Below are 14,662 nucleotides of genomic sequence, written 5' to 3' on the forward strand. Positions count from 1 at the left end.
CTCAGATTTCGTCCAGAAACATATCGAGCACCTGTTGAAGGCGCTCATGTCGTTCTCTTGCAAGCTGTCGACCAGCCTCGGTCTGAAAGCCATCCGCCAGTTTGAACAGCTTGTTTTCAAAATGGTCGATGGCAAAACGGCGATCGTCGAGCGGGCGGTTCTTCGCGAGAGGATCCTCCGGATCGTAGAGCGCCGAACCCAAGCGCCCTGCAATGTAGAAGCAACGGGCAGCACCTACCATTCCGATGGCATCGAGCCTGTCCGCATCCTGCAGGATTTTAGCCTCACGCGTTTCAGGCGTCAGGTTGGCGGAGAAGCTGTGCGTGAGAATGGCATGGGCGACCGCTTCGATATCCGCCGTTGCCCAGCCGAGATCAGCCAGAATGCCACTCGCCTTTTCCGCGGCGAGACGCGAGGCCTGCGCGCGCAGTGGCGAGTTCTTCTCCACCGCCACGCAATCATGCAGCAGGACGCTTGCCGCCAGCACCGTCTCGTTCCCGCCCTCCTGCGCATGAATACGCATGGCGTTGCGGAAGACGCGGTGAATATGCGCGAGATCATGCGAGCCGTCATCGCCCTCCGCGGCGTGCGGAATCAGCTTTTTGGCAAGCGCTTCATATGGCGCAAAAGATGCAGCATGCATTCGCGATTCCCCAATTTCGTGAGATCGCGTTTTAGAGCCGGTGAGGCAGCGGCGCAATCATTGCTGCACTGTGGCATCCTTCGGCTTGGACGTCAGGATCTTCTGGTAGAAGAGGCCGATGCCGATCAGCACGACGCCGAGCCCAATGAAGGAGAGCGCGCGCAAGACGCCTTCCAGATTGCTCATATCGATCAGGAAGGCCTTGGCGACGGCAAGCAGAACCAGAGCGGCGGAGGCGAGGCGCAGGCTCTTGGCATCGAAGCGCGAGCCGAGTGCCAGGAGAAGCACGCCGATGGCAAGCCAGACGACGGAATAGCTGTAGGTTTCTCCCTGTAGAAAGCCCTTCCAGTCCGCGATGTTCTCGCCCTGCCAGAAACGGCGCACCGATAGCGTCGCCCAGGCAAAGCCGAGGGCTGCTCCCCAAAGCGCGAGTAAGGCGACATAGGGCTTGGGCCGTTTGTCTCGCGCATAATAGGCCAGTCCCGCATAGGCTGCGCCGGGAAGCAGGTAGCCGATGAGGAGGAGGTTGAAGAACGGCCAGCGTCCGGTGTTTTCGCCGGTGAAATAGGGGTTGAGGACAAAGAAATGCGCAATCAGTACATTGACCATGGCCACGCAGCCGGCGAGCATTGAACCGTAGCGGAAGATCGGGCTTGGGCTCTTCATATCGAGCGTCATCAACACGCCGGACATGCCGATCGTCAGCAGCGTGTAGATGGATTGTTCGCCAAGTGTCGGCACCGCATCGTTCAACACGCCGCCATTCATCGCGTGCCGCACGAGGATCGCCAGCGTCAACAACACCATCAGGCTTGCTAGAGCCTGAAGGAAATTTCTGACGCGACGATCGGGTAAGTGGCGCAACAGCCAGGCCGACAGGACGGCAAGCAGGGCAGGAATGCCGTAGCCCGCCAGAAGCGCATTGAAGACGGGCGTGGTGCTGAGGTTCTGCGGACCGACAATCGTGGGCTCCCATGCAATCCGGCCAAGCACGATGACGAGTGCAAGTGCCATGACCCAGGCGAGGGCTGGCCAGGCACGGCGCCTCGTTCCAAGAACGTAGAGAAAGCCGAGCAGAGGGATAAGGATGGTGGTCGCAAGTCCGTTCGTCAGCGCATGGATCGTCAGCAGGAAGCCAAGGAATGAGCCGATCACCAAAATGTTGACCGGACGCCGGAAGGCGGGCTCCGAGTTTCTGTCGAAACGATAGGCCGCGCCGAAGAGAACAAGACCGATCGCCAGGCCATAGGCCGCGTGCAGCCAGTCCCGCGTCAGATTGCCGTATTCGACGAAGCTGATCACGCCGAGACCGACGGGAACGATGGAGCCGATCGATGCCCAGAGCGTGCCGAAGGCCTCATCCTTCGATGTTCTCCGCCGGATGGCCTCCACTGCAAATAGCAGGAAGACGATGCCCATGATGCGGGTGATCGACGCCTGAAGGCTGTGATCCACGGCGACGGAAGCAGAGGCTGCAACGCTGCCGAAGGTCGATAGGAATTCGAGGTTGTTCTGTGCCAGGATATTGGCGCAGCCGAGTGCGGCGAGCGAGGCGAAGATGGCGGGCCATACCGCATGAAGGCGCCCTGCACCAAAGGCAGCAAGGCCGATAATCAGCACGGCCACCACAAAAGCCGGGTGCATGCTGATGCCGGATCCGGTGGCAAGTAAGGCAAGTGCTGTGAGAACGACCGCAAGCGAGGCGGTGAGGTTGATCGCAAGTGGTGCTCTTCCCAAGAATGCGAGAAGACGGTTCGCTGGTTTTGCAGCATCGCCCTCTGTTGCAGGCGGATGTTCCTCTGCGACGTGGTCGAAGGCTTTGCCGGGCCAGATCCAGATGGAGCCTGCGATCATGGCAAGAAGCGCGAACATGACAGGCTCTGCAAGAACCGTGTTCGACGCCATGATGTAGCCGATAGCCCACGATCCAAGTCCGATATTGGCGAGGGCGGGCACGACCTTCCATTTTTGGCACCGCGCTGCAAGCGCCGTCGCTACCCAGGAGACGGTGAGGAAGCCGAAGAGTGCCCAGATGCTCGGCGTTTCGGTGACGATAAGAGCAGGCGTGACCATGGAACCGAAGAGCCCCAGTCCGGCAAGCGCCTGGCCGTGAAGAAGAGACAGAGCCAGGGTGGCGAAAGCGACGAGTGCAAGCAGGATGAAAGCCGTCGTCGGTCCGATATAGTCGTAAATGCCATAGGCGGCGAAGACCACGCCGAAGAGCGTCAATGAGGCGGCGGCTGTGAGCACACCGGGGATCATGGCGTTGGAATAGGCAGCTGCAATGCCGGGCACGGCACGGCGTCGTATGGCTTCGCCTGCGGCAGCAAGCAGAAGGCCGAAGAGGGCGGCCATGGCAAGCCGCACGGCGGGGCTCAGCAGGCCGTTTTCGATGGAGTATTTGACCAGCAATATGCCGCCAAGACCAAGCGTGATGCCGCCCAGCCAAACGGCCCAACGCGCACCAAGCCTGCTTTCGAAGCTTTCTTTTGGGGTCGCTTGAGTCGTTACAGCTGCGGTAGGGACGGTTTCGTCCTGCTTTAAATCCTCTGTCTTCGACTGAAGGGGCAGCGGTGGCGGGGTGACGCTTTGATCCGCATTAGCGTCAGCTTGCAAGGCTGGCGACGTCATGCCTTCAACAATTGCGTTTGCTGCCTCTTCAGTCTGGTCTTGTGCTTCGGCAGACAGGGAGGTGGGTACGGCACCTGCCATCTGGGCCTTGAGGCCCGAGACTTCCTTTTCAAGCTCTTCAATGCGCCTGGAGTTCTTGATGCTGGCGCTCAGCGTGTAGAAAAACGCAACGACATAGCCGACGATAAGAGGCAGCAGGAAAGACGTCATAAGCACTCCGCGTATAGCTCTGTTTTTTAAAGCCTTTTATTGCGGTATCTGCAAGCGTTTTGGCGTCTTTCGGCTCCCGGCGCGTCCGCTCTTCAGGTCCTCCTCACTGGACGTTGCGAGCCGTAACCCATTCCTTGGCCAGTTCGACATCCTCAAATCCAAGGTCGTGATTGTTCGGCAGAATTCTGACCTCCACCTCGGCGCCGCTGCCTTTCAGAATGCCGGCAAGCGCATGGGCCTTGTCGCGATGGCGATCAGTCTCTCCCGCAGCCAGCAGGAAACGTTTTGAGCCGAAATCGACGGCAGGCCAATGCTCCAGAACCTGCATCGGTCTAAGCAGCAAGGCATCGGCTGCCCATTCCGGGTGGAGGGCAAAGAAGGCGGCAAGGAAGTTTGCGCCGTTGGAGTGGCCGATAAAGCTCAGCGTGGCGCGGTCGATGCCGTAGGACTGGGTCGCGCCTTCCAGGAAGGCGGCAAAGGCTTCCGCTTCAGAAGCGATATCCTTCTGGTCGAAGTTGAGATCGCCAAAGCGCCGGAACCAGCGCGCCACATCCTCCTCAGTGCTTCGTCCGCGAACGCCCAGCAGCGTGGCGTTGGGATTGGCCCGATGGGCCAGTGCCATGAGGCTGGTCTCGCTGCCGCCGGAACCGTGAAGCAGAACGATGGTGCTGCCATCGGGCTTGGCAGGGGTGTGGAACACGATGGACGAAGGGCAGGTCGCGGTAGATGACGCGCTCCTCTCCGGGCATGGAAAATTGCGGCAGGGCTACGCGGACATCTTCCTCATCGCGCATGAAGAGCGGCGGAATGAATAAGTCCTCGCCGAGCCTTTCCAACGGCTCATCGATCGTCATGCCCGGCGCGTCGGTCGCCATCTCGATCAGCACGCCTCCCGGTTCGCGGACATAGAGCGAGTGAAAATATTTCCGGTCATGCGCATTGGTGGTGGAAGAGTTCAGAGACTTCAGCCGCTTGAGTGTCTCCCCCAACGCATCCATGTCGCTTGCGCGAAAGGCGATATGGTCCACCGTGCCCGTCCCAGGCGCGCTGGACCAGAAGCCTGTTGCGTCGCGGACATCAATAATGTCGCCGGAGTTTGAAGACATGCGCCGGATCGCGCCTTGTTTGTCCTTGCGAACATAGCCGAAATAGTTGGAAAGGAAGCCTTCAGTTTCTTCCGGTGCCTCGCTCAGAACGGTAGCGCCGCGGATGCGACGGATGGCGTGTTCCAGAGGAATGCCACGCGCATCATGCGGCTGGGCTTCGGGGAAGACACTGGTGCCGACAAGCTTAATGATAATGCCGTCCGGATCTTTCAGGCGGATGACAGGCTCACCGAACTCTTCCATCGGTCCCTCGGCATGAACCCCCGCCTGCAAGGCACGCGTCAGCCAGAAGCCAATGCTCGCCGGATCGATTGCCAGAGATACTTCTAGTGTCTGGCCGTAACCGACGCGCCCCTTTCCGCCATCCTCCCAGACAAGGAAGGTCATGAGAGAGCCGGGGGAGGCGGCGTAATCGCCGTAGAGCAGATGAAGCTGCATGGCGTCTTCGAAGCCCGCGGTCCGCTTCACCAGGCGCAGTCCAAGGAAACCCGCATAGAAATCCACATTCGCCTGAACCTTCCGCGTAATCATGGTGATGTGGTGGATGCCGAGGGCCGATGTCATGCGTGTCTCCAGCTGTGGTCGATGCTGCCATCTTCATCGTCCTGGTGGATTTCGCAATCCATGAGCGTCAGAACGTTGTGTTCATATCCCTATCACTGAACGTGCGACATTCGTGTTTCGCCTATTCAATCGGCGCGATGCCTAGCTAGGGTTGCGAAAAAGATCAAAAAAAATGCAAAGTAAAATTTGCGTAATTTATGAGCTATTAGTTCTTGCCATAGGGGACGAAATTGTTTTGTATGACGGCAACAACATAAAAAACCTCCAGAGGGAAATATCTGAATGTTCACGCGAAGGCTGTTTTCAAAAACAGCGGCTTTGGCCGCAATTTCCATGTTCGCGGGTATCTCTGCCGCGCCCCTTTCAGCCCTTGCAGATACACCGATCAAATTCACGCTCGACTGGAAATTCGAGGGACCTTCCGCAGGCTTTCTTCTCGCGCTCGACAAAGGATATTTCAAGGCGGAGGGCCTGGACGTCACCATCGATAGCGGAAACGGCTCCGTCGAAGCCATTCCACGGGTTGCAACCGGCGCTTACCAGATGGGCTTCGGCGATATCAACTCCGTCATGAAGTTTCTCGATGAAGACCCGTCGCAGAAGGTGAAGGCCGTCTACATGGTCTATGAGCGCCCGACATTTGCCGTCGTTGGTCGAAAGTCCTTGGGTGTCACGGAAGACCCGAAGTCGCTGGAAGGCAAGAAGCTTGGCGCGCCACCGCCGGATGGCGCCTTCGCCCAGTGGAAGGCGTTCAAAGAAGTCGCCAAGATCGATGACAGCAAGATCACCATTCAGTCCATCGGCTTCCCCGTGCGCGAGCCGATGCTGGCAAAGGGCGATGTCGATGCCGTTTTCGGCTTCGCCTTCTCGGTAATCCTGAACCTGAAGGCACAAGGCATTTCCGACGACGATATCGCCACGATCCTGATGGCAGAGCATGGCTTGAATCTGTATGGCAATTCCGTACTGGTAAACACTGATTTTGCTAAAGAAAACCCGCAAGCGGTGAAAGGCTTCCTCAAGGCGCTTGCCAAGGGCTTCGCCGATGCCGTCAAGAACCCGGAAGAGGGCGTTGCTGCCGTGCTGAAGCGCAACGAAACGCTCAATCCTGATATCGAATTGCAGCGCCTCAATATGGCAAATTCGATGAACATCAAGACGCCTTATGTGATCGAAAATGGTATGGGCGGGGTCGATCCGGCACGCCTTGCTGCATCCATGGAAACGCTGAAGATTTCCATTGGCCTCAAAGGAAATGTCAAGGTTGAGCAGGTTTTCGATGCAAGCTACCTGCCGCCCAAGGAAGAGCGGATGCTGCCGTAACGGCGACATAGAGCATGGTCAGCGCAAAAGTGCGCAGCGGTTTTGCGATGACGACATGCGACAAAGCAAGGACGTAAAGCGCAAGGAGCGAATCTGAAAGATCGCGACGCGCTATAGAGTAAGACGACGACGGTTGGTGATGCTCGGGCTCCACCCGAGCATTTATCCATTGACCCTGTCGCCCCATGGAGGTCGGTCCCTCGGATGGGCGGCCATCGGGTATTTTGAAAGAAAATAGGAACTGGGGACATGTCTCATCTGGTTGAAATCGACGGCGTCGACATGCGCTATGGCGGCGCTTCGGGAACGCTCGCCGTTTCGAACCTCAAGCTCAAGGTAGATCGGGGAGAGTTTGCCGCCGTTGTCGGTCCTTCGGGCTGCGGTAAGTCCACGCTGATGAAACTGGTAACCGGGTTGCACATTCCACAGCGCGGCAATGTCATTGTCGGCGGCAAGCAGGTGACAGAACCCGTCTCTATTGTCGGAATGGCGTTCCAGAACCCCACCATGCTGCCATGGCGCACCACGCTTGAAAACATTCTCCTGCCGCTTGAGATCGTCGAGAAGCACCGTCGTCGACTGCGTGCCAACAAGGCCGAGTATGTCGCCAAAGCCGAACGGTTGCTGGAGATCGTCGGGTTGAAAGGTTTCGGGTCGAAGTACCCTTGGCAGCTTTCCGGGGGCATGCAGCAGCGCGCCAATCTTTGCCGCGCGCTCATCCATGAGCCGGAACTTTTGATGCTGGACGAGCCGTTCGGCGCGCTCGATGCCTTCACCCGTGAGGAGCTATGGTGCGTCATCCGCGATCTTCATGCGGTCCAGCGCGTGACGATCATTCTCGTCACCCATGATCTGCGTGAGGCAGTCTTCCTGGCGGACAAGATTTTCGTGATGAGCGCAAGGCCGGGCAGGGTGCTGGCGGAACATCGCGTACCGTTTGAGCGGCCACGACAACTGTCCATCATGTATGAAAAGGGCTTCAACGACATGGTTCAGGAACTTCATGGCGAAATCGCCCAGGCGAGGGTAGCGGCATGAGCGCGGTTGTCGAAGGGCAGGTCGTCGCAACTCCACCAAAGCCCTTGATCGCCCGCGTCAACTGGGTGAAGGCCGCACCATGGCTCTACACGCTTGCGCTCTTTGCGGCGTGGGAGTTGCTCGTCTATGCGCTGAAGATGCCGCAGACGGTGCTGCCGTCGCCGAGCCGGGTGGGCCAGGCCGTCTTGCAATACTGGTCGCCGATCTGGAAAAACTCACTGCAGACGCTCTATACGACAACGCTCGGCTTTGCGATTGCGGTTGTTGCGGGCCTTGGCATCGGACTCTTCATCGGCTGGTCTAAAACGATTTATGCCGGGCTTTATCCATTGATGATCGGCTTCAACGCCATCCCGAAAGTGGCCCTTGTCCCCGTTCTCGTTATCTGGTTCGGCATCGGTACGGTTCCTGCGGTACTCACGGCCTTTTTGATCTCCTTCTTTCCGATCGTCGTCAACGTCGCTACCGGCCTTGCCACCATCGAACCCGAAACCGAAGACGTGCTGCGTGCTCTCGGCGCCAAGAAGATGGACATCATGCTGAAGGTCGGCATTCCGCGCTGCATGCCCTATTTCTTCGGCTCGCTGAAAATTGCCATTACGCTTGCCTTCGTCGGCTCGGTCGTGTCCGAGACTGTGGCATCCAATTACGGCCTCGGCAACATGATGAGTTCTGCCCAGAGCCAGTTCAATGTGCCACTGGTGTTCGCTGGCCTGCTCATGCTCGCGGTAGAAGGCATCGTCATGTATGCCATCATGGCCTGGGTGGAAAAACGCATGACCGGATGGGCACATCGCTCGACCATGGGGCAATGAAGCAGGAAGAGAACAGGCGTGCGCGGGCGGTGTGAGTTTAACCCTCGTCAGGTTTCGCCGGTCTAACGAAACGCTGCTCCAAAACCTCGCTGCCCCATTGCGATCCATGGCGCTCCTCGGCAAGATTGAAGCTGCGGCTCTCATAGAGATGGCGGGCAGCCGCGAGACCGGAAAAAGTCCAAAGATGCGTCTCTGTGAATCTTTCCGCGTCCACGAAGGCGAGAGCGGTGTCGAGAAGCAGTTTTCCAACGCCGCTTCCTCTCGCTGAATCGTCGACGATGAACCAGCGCAAATGCGCTTTTCCCGGCCCCATATCTTCACCATCGATCGCGATAGAACCGATGATCCGGTCGTCTCGGATGGCCGTCCAGATGGCGTTCTTCGGGTTGCCCAGACGATATCCGAACTCGGCCAGACCGCTGGCGACGACTGACTCGAATGCCTGCCCGAAGCCCACTGTCCGGGCGTAGAAAAGCGCGTGCAATTCTGTGATCCGCGCCATGATTCCTGGCCTGTAGCCCGACTGAATGGAAATGGTGGCAGGCGTTGGCGTTCGGGCCAGCGCTTCGCCGTAAAGGCGTAGGCCGTTTGAAACGATGTGAAGCTGCTCCGGTGTCAATCGTTTGATCGCCGCTTGCACCTGTTGCCGGGCAAAATGATTGATCTGGCCAACCTGGCTTTTTCCGGCGGATGTCAGCGAGAGGCGCTTGACCCGATTGTCTGTATCTCCGAACTCTTCCGACACCCAGCCCGCATCGATCAGCTTGCGAAGCATTCTGCTGACACTGGATTTGTCCATATGCAGCGCGTCGCCAATATCACGCGCTGCCACGTCACCCTTTTCGATCTCTAGAAGGGCGTGAACGGAAGACGGCGAAAGGTCGGTGCCCGCAAAGCCCCGACCGGTAAAACCAAGCTCCCGCACCAACTTGCGGGAGTGGACACGGATTTCCTCGACAATCGGTTCGGATGGCACCATGACAGAAATCCAAAATTAGTTGCAATATGCAACCTTATTCTGAGTGTCTGCCTGATGTCAAGGATCAGGGCGTGGGGGCAGGTGGCTCTTCCGCCGCGACCTTCGCCGCACGCTCATCGAAAGCGAGCTTCAAGGCCTTCGTCATATCGCGTGTTGTCGCAAACCAGTTGGCGCTGTGCGTCCAATAACGCAATTTGACGGTGGCGCTATCGGCACTGGCTGAATCCACGAAGGTGGTTGGCGCCGGATCGAGAAGCACGCGGCTGTCATTGCGCGCGATCTGCATCAGCATATCCTGCGTCTCTGCAATGCTCTCACCCTTTGGCACGGTCACGCTCAGTTCATGGCGACGGGATGGGAAGCGGCTGTGATTGGTGATCGGCACGTTCCACAGCGTGGAATTCGGCGCCAGGCGGTAGAGACCATCGCTGGTCTTCAACTCAGTCGCAAAAAGGCCGATTTCGATGATGGTGCCGGAGACAGCACTCGTTTCGATATATTCACCGACGCGAAAAGGACGAAGGACGAGCAGCATGATGCCCGCCGCGATATTCTGCAACGTGCCCTGCAGCGCCAGACCGATGGCTAGACCCGCGGCACCGAGTGCTGCGAGAATGGAAGCGGTCTGTACTCCGAACTGGCCAAGCACCATGACCATGACCAGAATGAGCACCACATAGCGGATGGCACCGGCAAAGAACCCGGCAAGGGTGGCGTCAAAGCCGCGAATGCGGGAAAGGCCTTGGAACGCCCAACGCTGAAGAAATGCCGCGGCCAGCCAGCCAATGATGAGAAGAAGAAGCGCGCCAATGACGGAGAAGGAATATTGCACCGCCAATGCGCTCGCCTGCCTGAGCGCGGCCTGTGATGCCACGATGATATCCGTTGCCTGTTGTTCCATGAATCGTCCCTTGATGATCTTTGGTGTCAGAATTGGTAACGATGGGTCTTGGCTCGGGTTCCCGCTATATCCGCTCCATATCGGTCAGCGGCAGCACGAAGGGAACATTGCCGTCGGTATCGGCGCCACGCCCGATCGCCTTGATCGCTTTCACCAATCGGCCTCTGCGATCGAGTAGCCTGTCACCGATTTCGATGATGCGGGCATTGGGTGTAGAATAGGGCGATACGGTTCTAAGCCGGCGTGCGAGCGCCGTTTCATCCTGATCCGGGTAGAGAGCCAGTGCGGCGACGACGGCCGCTGCAGGCGACCGAGACACGCCCATCCAGCAATGAATCAGAAGCGGGGCCGACTGATCCCATTCCCGGGCGAATTCGATCAGCTGCAGAACATGGGCGTCATCCGGCGCGATCAGCGTATCGTTCCCCTTGAAGGCGATATCGTTCATCTGCAGCGTCAGATGTCGCTCGGCAGCAATCACGGCCGGGCGATGAAACGTCTGCTCCTTGGCAATCAAGGTAATCATTTCGCGCGCCTTGTGGCGCACGGCCATTTCTCCGATGCGGGAGAGGGGCGAGACGACGATGGCAGTCATGGTAGAGCCTTGCGCAGTGCTTCGATGGCCTCGAAGCGTTCGATGAAACGGCGTTGCGCCTCAAGTGCAGGAACCGGATCGATTGCGATCATGTCGCGGCTGATGCCGCGCGGCAGGCCGAAGAATTTCTGAGCCTCCGCAAGTGAAAAGCCCGCAAGCTCTGTGGCCTCGAAGAAAGCCGCGACCGTGTCCGCCTTCTTGATGCGGTCTTTCAGCTCTCGCGTGGGATGGGGTGGAAGCGAAAAACGCAGGTGAACGGCGGCCTCCAGCCGGGCCTCTACGCTCTTGTAGCCACCACCGACGACGGATTTGAAAGGAGAGATCATGTCGCCGATCACATATTCCGGCGCATCGTGCAGCAGCGCCATCAGCATATCGTCCGGCGAAGCGGAGGCGTTCAGATGACAGAAAATCGCTTCGACGATGAGGCTATGCTGCGCCACGGAGAACGCATGGTCGCCGCGCGTTTGCCCGTTCCACCGCGCCACGCGCGCCAGACCATGAGCGATATCGGCCAGTTCCACGTCTAGGGGAGAGGGATCGAGAAGGTCGAGACGCCTGCCGGAGAGCATGCGTTGCCATGCACGCGCAGACTTGGAAGGTGCCACCGCTTAATCCTCGGCGCCCGCAAGCGAATCGACGGCAGGAAAGCTGATGCCGCTCCAGCCGGGCAGAGCAACGCTGACCTCCACATCTCCTGCAGTCATGACCTTGCCAGATCCCATAGCCTCGGCAGCTCGGTCGATGCGGATGATGGCCAGGCCGTTGTCCCCGATAACGGTGCCAAGTGCGCCCATCGATTTGCCGCCTGCCATGATTTCGGTGCCGGAAGGCGGCAGAGCGCTTGCCGCGGAGACGATGACGACGCGTCGGCGCGCCGTGCCGCGGTGCTTCATGCGCGAAACGACCTCCTGGCCGACGAAGCAGCCCTTCTTCAAGGACACGCCATCATTCACATCCATCAGAACATCATGAGGAAATGCATCCTGAAGGGCATAATCGCTGCCCGACTCGGCAATTCCGTTGGCGATGCGCAGGGCATCGTAAGCGGAAACGTCGCCCTCGGCGGATTTGCCGGGGACGCGATAGAGCGTTACGCCAGCCTTGGCGAAGCGACCGTCCGTGACACCGCCGTCCGGTGCAGCCTCGTTCCAATAGACGCTGACGCCTTCGAGATCTTCAGCTTTGAGATCCACAGCAGCCCGCAGCTTGTACATTGTGAGACGGCGTAGCAATGCTTCCTGTTGCTCCGCGCTCGTCTCCAAGCGATACGCTGTGCCCTCGCGCGAAACAAGAAAGTCGAATAGAATTTTGCCTTGCGGCGTCAACAATGCGCCTGCGCGAGCTTCGTTCTCTCCAAGTGATTCCAGATCCGTCGTGATCAGATTTTGCAGGAAATCGGAGGCAGCTTCGCCGCCGATGCGGATAAAACGACGGGTCGGTAAAAAAGCGGAAGACATGGCACTACCGTTCGGCTGGATTCACCTGAGGGCATCGGCCTGAAAATCTTAGCCGATTTTCGGAAAGGCGCGATGCGTCGATTCAAAACTGAAAGCGCCGGGCATCCAAAAGGACGAACGGCGCTTTAGAGTTAGGATTTTTGTAAGGTAAGGGCAAGCGCCCGAAATCGTCCGGCGCTCGATCAGTCGCCCGCACCGAAGAACTTCCACTGGCCATCGGGCGAAATGCCGATGCGGTAGAAGCTGTAATTGCCGTATTCCTGCATGTCGGCGAGATCCCCGGCGGTGATGATGCGCAGCAGGTCCACTTTTTCCGGCTTGGTCAGCGTGTTGAGCGACTTCCCGGCAAAATAAGGGAAGACATACATCTCATCCGGCGTTCCTGCATCTATGCGTGCATAGCCCGTGGAGAGAAGATCGAGGATAATGGCCAGCACTTCCAAGCCTTCCGGATCGCCGGAAAAGCTTTTCAACGCGGCGATCGGATCGTTTCCTTCGCCATCGACGCGCGTCTGGTTTGGACCCGCATTGATCAGTGGTCGCAGCTTCTCGATGTCGCCGGTGGAGGCGGCGTCGATGATCAGCTGACGCAGACGACGGACCGGCTCCGGCGCTTTGCTGATATCATGCTCGATCTGTGCGGAAATATGCGGCGCATCGTCCTGCTCCGGCGCTGCCTGCTCTTGTCCGCCTTGGCGGTTCACCAGCGGATCAGGCATAGGAATGCCATCAGAACCTTTTTCGACCTGCGCCGGTTCGGAAGACTTGGGGGCATCGGAGGCCTGGGCCTGTTCGGTTTGCCCGCTCGGGCCCGGCTTCAGCGCCGACAGAGCGTAGGCTGCCTGTGGCAGCGCGGTTGCGGAGACGACCAGCGAAAAAACAGCGGCAAGCGCGGCGGAAGACCGCGTGACGTCATGACGGAAGTACAGCATTGATAAACTCCCGCTTACTGGATGATCCGCTGCGGGGAAAATTCGCCAGCGAGCATGCGCTGACGCAGTGATTCGAGCATGGCCTCTGCGCCGGCTTCGCCATGCATGCGGATGGTTTCGCGCATGGCCAAGGCAATAGCGGCATCTGCGATGATCTCCGGCTCGATGCCGTCGGCCATACCATCGGCCCAGGCCTCGTTTTGATGTTCCAGAGCGACCTGCATCTTTTCATGCGCGATCATATCGTGGATTTCGTTACGGCTCGTTTGCATCTTTCATCCTCGACAGGGCGTTCAAGTCGTTACCACCCTGTTAACAACTCTAACAGTCTTTTATCAAAACGGCACGCCCCACGGCGAAAAGAGGTTAACAATCCTCTAATTTCCGAACCTGGACGTGATTTCTTGTGCGAGTGTTGCGCCTTCGTTACGGTATTTTTGTTCCGCCAGGATCGCGGCGGGGGTGCAGCTGGTGTGAACGGCTGCAAAAGTGCGGTAACCGCGGTTAAAGGCTGCGGTCATCCGCTGCTTGCGTTGAGGTTCGTTCGCGGTATCCGCCGCCAGAATATCGCTCATCGCCTTGCGCCATTCCTGCGGCCCCGTCGCGGGACAAAGCGTGCGCAGATATTGGACAGCACCCAGAATTTCCGACAACCGTGCCAGCTTGTCATCATAAGGGGCTGGCTTGCTTTCCTGAGGCGGCGGTGCGAGAGGCTGAGGCGGTTTCTGGCTGGCAGCATGCGAAGCAACGGGCATGCCCATGCTCACCAACACCGCTAACAGAATACAAACTCGTCGACCCATGACGCTACGCACAACCCAATATCGGCTTTCGACAATCTTCGTCCAGATAGCTGTGATTCTAGTGTTCATGCAACTGGCCTAGAAGGCGCTCGGCGCATTCCACGACGCTTTCAGGCGCGGGAAGGGCATGTATTTCCTCCAGCGTGTACCAGCCCGCATCTGCGGCATCATCGGCCGCAAGAACCGCAGCCTGCTCATCTGCCTCCATCAGAAAGACAGACAGCAGAAAGTGGCTCGTCAGCCGTCCCTCGGCGTCGTGGGATGGCAGATCATAGGTGGCGAAAAGCTGTGGATGACTTGCCCTGATGCCTGTCTCCTCCAGCAATTCGCGAAGCGCTGTCTGCGCTGGCGTCTCACCGGGCTCTCCCCGCCCGCCCGGGAAGGCGAACATGTCCTTCGACGGCGGGTTGATACGACGCACCAGCAGTAGACGGTCGCCACGCCGGACGATAGCGGAAGATGCTGGCTGGGGAAGAGGCATGCGGTTTCCTTCGAGAATCTACCTCTTATTATGCAGTCAACCTTGCAGGAAACGTGGCGGCATTCTTTCCCTGTAGGGAAAATACTGAAAATAGGGGCGTGCCTCCTCGATTGCCCGCTTGACGGAGGGCCGTGAGACCAGTCGTTCGAAGTAGTCGCGGATGTTTCTAAGGTCATCGTCA

At 58.5% G+C, this 14,662-nt stretch carries 14 protein-coding genes and 1 pseudogene; 3 read left to right on the top strand and 12 right to left on the bottom strand.

The genetic code is table 11. The annotated features are described in order from the left end of the window. Nucleotide 1: 1 nt before the first annotated feature. The 3 genes and pseudogenes from QE408_RS13575 to QE408_RS13585 form a co-directional block, all read right to left on the bottom strand. Nucleotides 2–643 (bottom strand): HD domain-containing protein, encoded by a 642-nt coding sequence (locus QE408_RS13575; RefSeq protein ID WP_306931928.1) that lies wholly within the window; start codon nt 641–643, stop codon nt 2–4. A gap of 57 nt (nt 644–700) precedes the next feature. Next, complete coding sequence (locus tag QE408_RS13580) at nt 701–3,484, bottom strand: DUF2339 domain-containing protein (protein ID WP_306931930.1); 2,784 nt, start codon at nt 3,482–3,484, stop codon at nt 701–703. A 103-nt stretch (nt 3,485–3,587) separates the two neighbouring features. Continuing rightward, nucleotides 3,588–5,154, bottom strand: a pseudogene (locus QE408_RS13585) (VOC family protein). A gap of 282 nt (nt 5,155–5,436) precedes the next feature. Between QE408_RS13585 and QE408_RS13590 the strand changes: the two are divergent. The 3 genes from QE408_RS13590 to QE408_RS13600 all read left to right on the top strand — a co-directional run bounded on the left by QE408_RS13590 (nt 5,437) and on the right by QE408_RS13600 (nt 8,330). Continuing rightward, nucleotides 5,437–6,477, top strand: a complete 1,041-nt coding sequence (locus QE408_RS13590; protein ID WP_306931932.1) for an ABC transporter substrate-binding protein — start codon at nt 5,437–5,439, stop codon at nt 6,475–6,477. Nucleotides 6,478–6,726: 249 nt separating this feature from the next. Next, the gene (locus tag QE408_RS13595) at nt 6,727–7,515 is read left to right on the top strand and encodes an ABC transporter ATP-binding protein (RefSeq protein ID WP_306931934.1); all 789 of its coding nucleotides are present in this window, start codon (nt 6,727–6,729) and stop codon (nt 7,513–7,515) included. Further along, the gene (locus QE408_RS13600) at nt 7,512–8,330 is read left to right on the top strand and encodes an ABC transporter permease (protein WP_306931936.1); all 819 of its coding nucleotides are present in this window, start codon (nt 7,512–7,514) and stop codon (nt 8,328–8,330) included. The genes QE408_RS13595 and QE408_RS13600 overlap by 4 nt, the downstream gene beginning before the upstream one ends. A 37-nt stretch (nt 8,331–8,367) precedes the next feature. On the opposite strand, the gene QE408_RS13605 is transcribed toward QE408_RS13600, so the two are convergent. The 9 genes from QE408_RS13605 to QE408_RS13645 all read right to left on the bottom strand — a co-directional run bounded on the left by QE408_RS13605 (nt 8,368) and on the right by QE408_RS13645 (nt 14,481). Beyond that, complete coding sequence (locus QE408_RS13605) at nt 8,368–9,309, bottom strand: bifunctional helix-turn-helix transcriptional regulator/GNAT family N-acetyltransferase (protein WP_306931938.1); 942 nt, start codon at nt 9,307–9,309, stop codon at nt 8,368–8,370. Between the two features lie 64 nt (nt 9,310–9,373). Beyond that, on the bottom strand, nt 9,374–10,210 hold the full coding sequence (locus QE408_RS13610; RefSeq protein ID WP_306931941.1) for a mechanosensitive ion channel family protein: 837 nt from the start codon (nt 10,208–10,210) through the stop codon (nt 9,374–9,376). A 64-nt stretch (nt 10,211–10,274) separates the two neighbouring features. Beyond that, nucleotides 10,275–10,805, bottom strand: coding sequence for a tyrosine phosphatase family protein (locus QE408_RS13615; RefSeq protein ID WP_306931943.1), 531 nt, complete (start codon nt 10,803–10,805; stop codon nt 10,275–10,277). After that, complete coding sequence (locus QE408_RS13620; protein WP_306931945.1) at nt 10,802–11,413, bottom strand: HD domain-containing protein; 612 nt, start codon at nt 11,411–11,413, stop codon at nt 10,802–10,804. Before QE408_RS13620 ends, QE408_RS13615 begins: the two co-directional genes overlap by 4 nt. A 3-nt stretch (nt 11,414–11,416) precedes the next feature. Beyond that, on the bottom strand, nt 11,417–12,265 hold the full coding sequence (gene ygfZ / locus QE408_RS13625; RefSeq protein ID WP_306931947.1) for a CAF17-like 4Fe-4S cluster assembly/insertion protein YgfZ: 849 nt from the start codon (nt 12,263–12,265) through the stop codon (nt 11,417–11,419). A gap of 182 nt (nt 12,266–12,447) precedes the next feature. After that, nucleotides 12,448–13,197 (bottom strand): hypothetical protein, encoded by a 750-nt coding sequence (locus tag QE408_RS13630; protein WP_306931949.1) that lies wholly within the window; start codon nt 13,195–13,197, stop codon nt 12,448–12,450. A 14-nt stretch (nt 13,198–13,211) separates the two neighbouring features. Then, complete coding sequence (locus QE408_RS13635) at nt 13,212–13,469, bottom strand: hypothetical protein (RefSeq protein ID WP_062425653.1); 258 nt, start codon at nt 13,467–13,469, stop codon at nt 13,212–13,214. Between the two features lie 105 nt (nt 13,470–13,574). Further along, the gene (locus QE408_RS13640) at nt 13,575–13,952 is read right to left on the bottom strand and encodes a TIGR02301 family protein (protein ID WP_306931954.1); all 378 of its coding nucleotides are present in this window, start codon (nt 13,950–13,952) and stop codon (nt 13,575–13,577) included. 106 nt (nt 13,953–14,058) lie between these two features. Next, the gene (locus QE408_RS13645; RefSeq protein WP_306931956.1) at nt 14,059–14,481 is read right to left on the bottom strand and encodes an NUDIX hydrolase; all 423 of its coding nucleotides are present in this window, start codon (nt 14,479–14,481) and stop codon (nt 14,059–14,061) included. Nucleotides 14,482–14,662 lie beyond the last annotated feature (181 nt).

The organism is Agrobacterium larrymoorei, from assembly GCF_030819275.1.
Classification (GTDB): domain Bacteria; phylum Pseudomonadota; class Alphaproteobacteria; order Rhizobiales; family Rhizobiaceae; genus Agrobacterium; species Agrobacterium larrymoorei_B.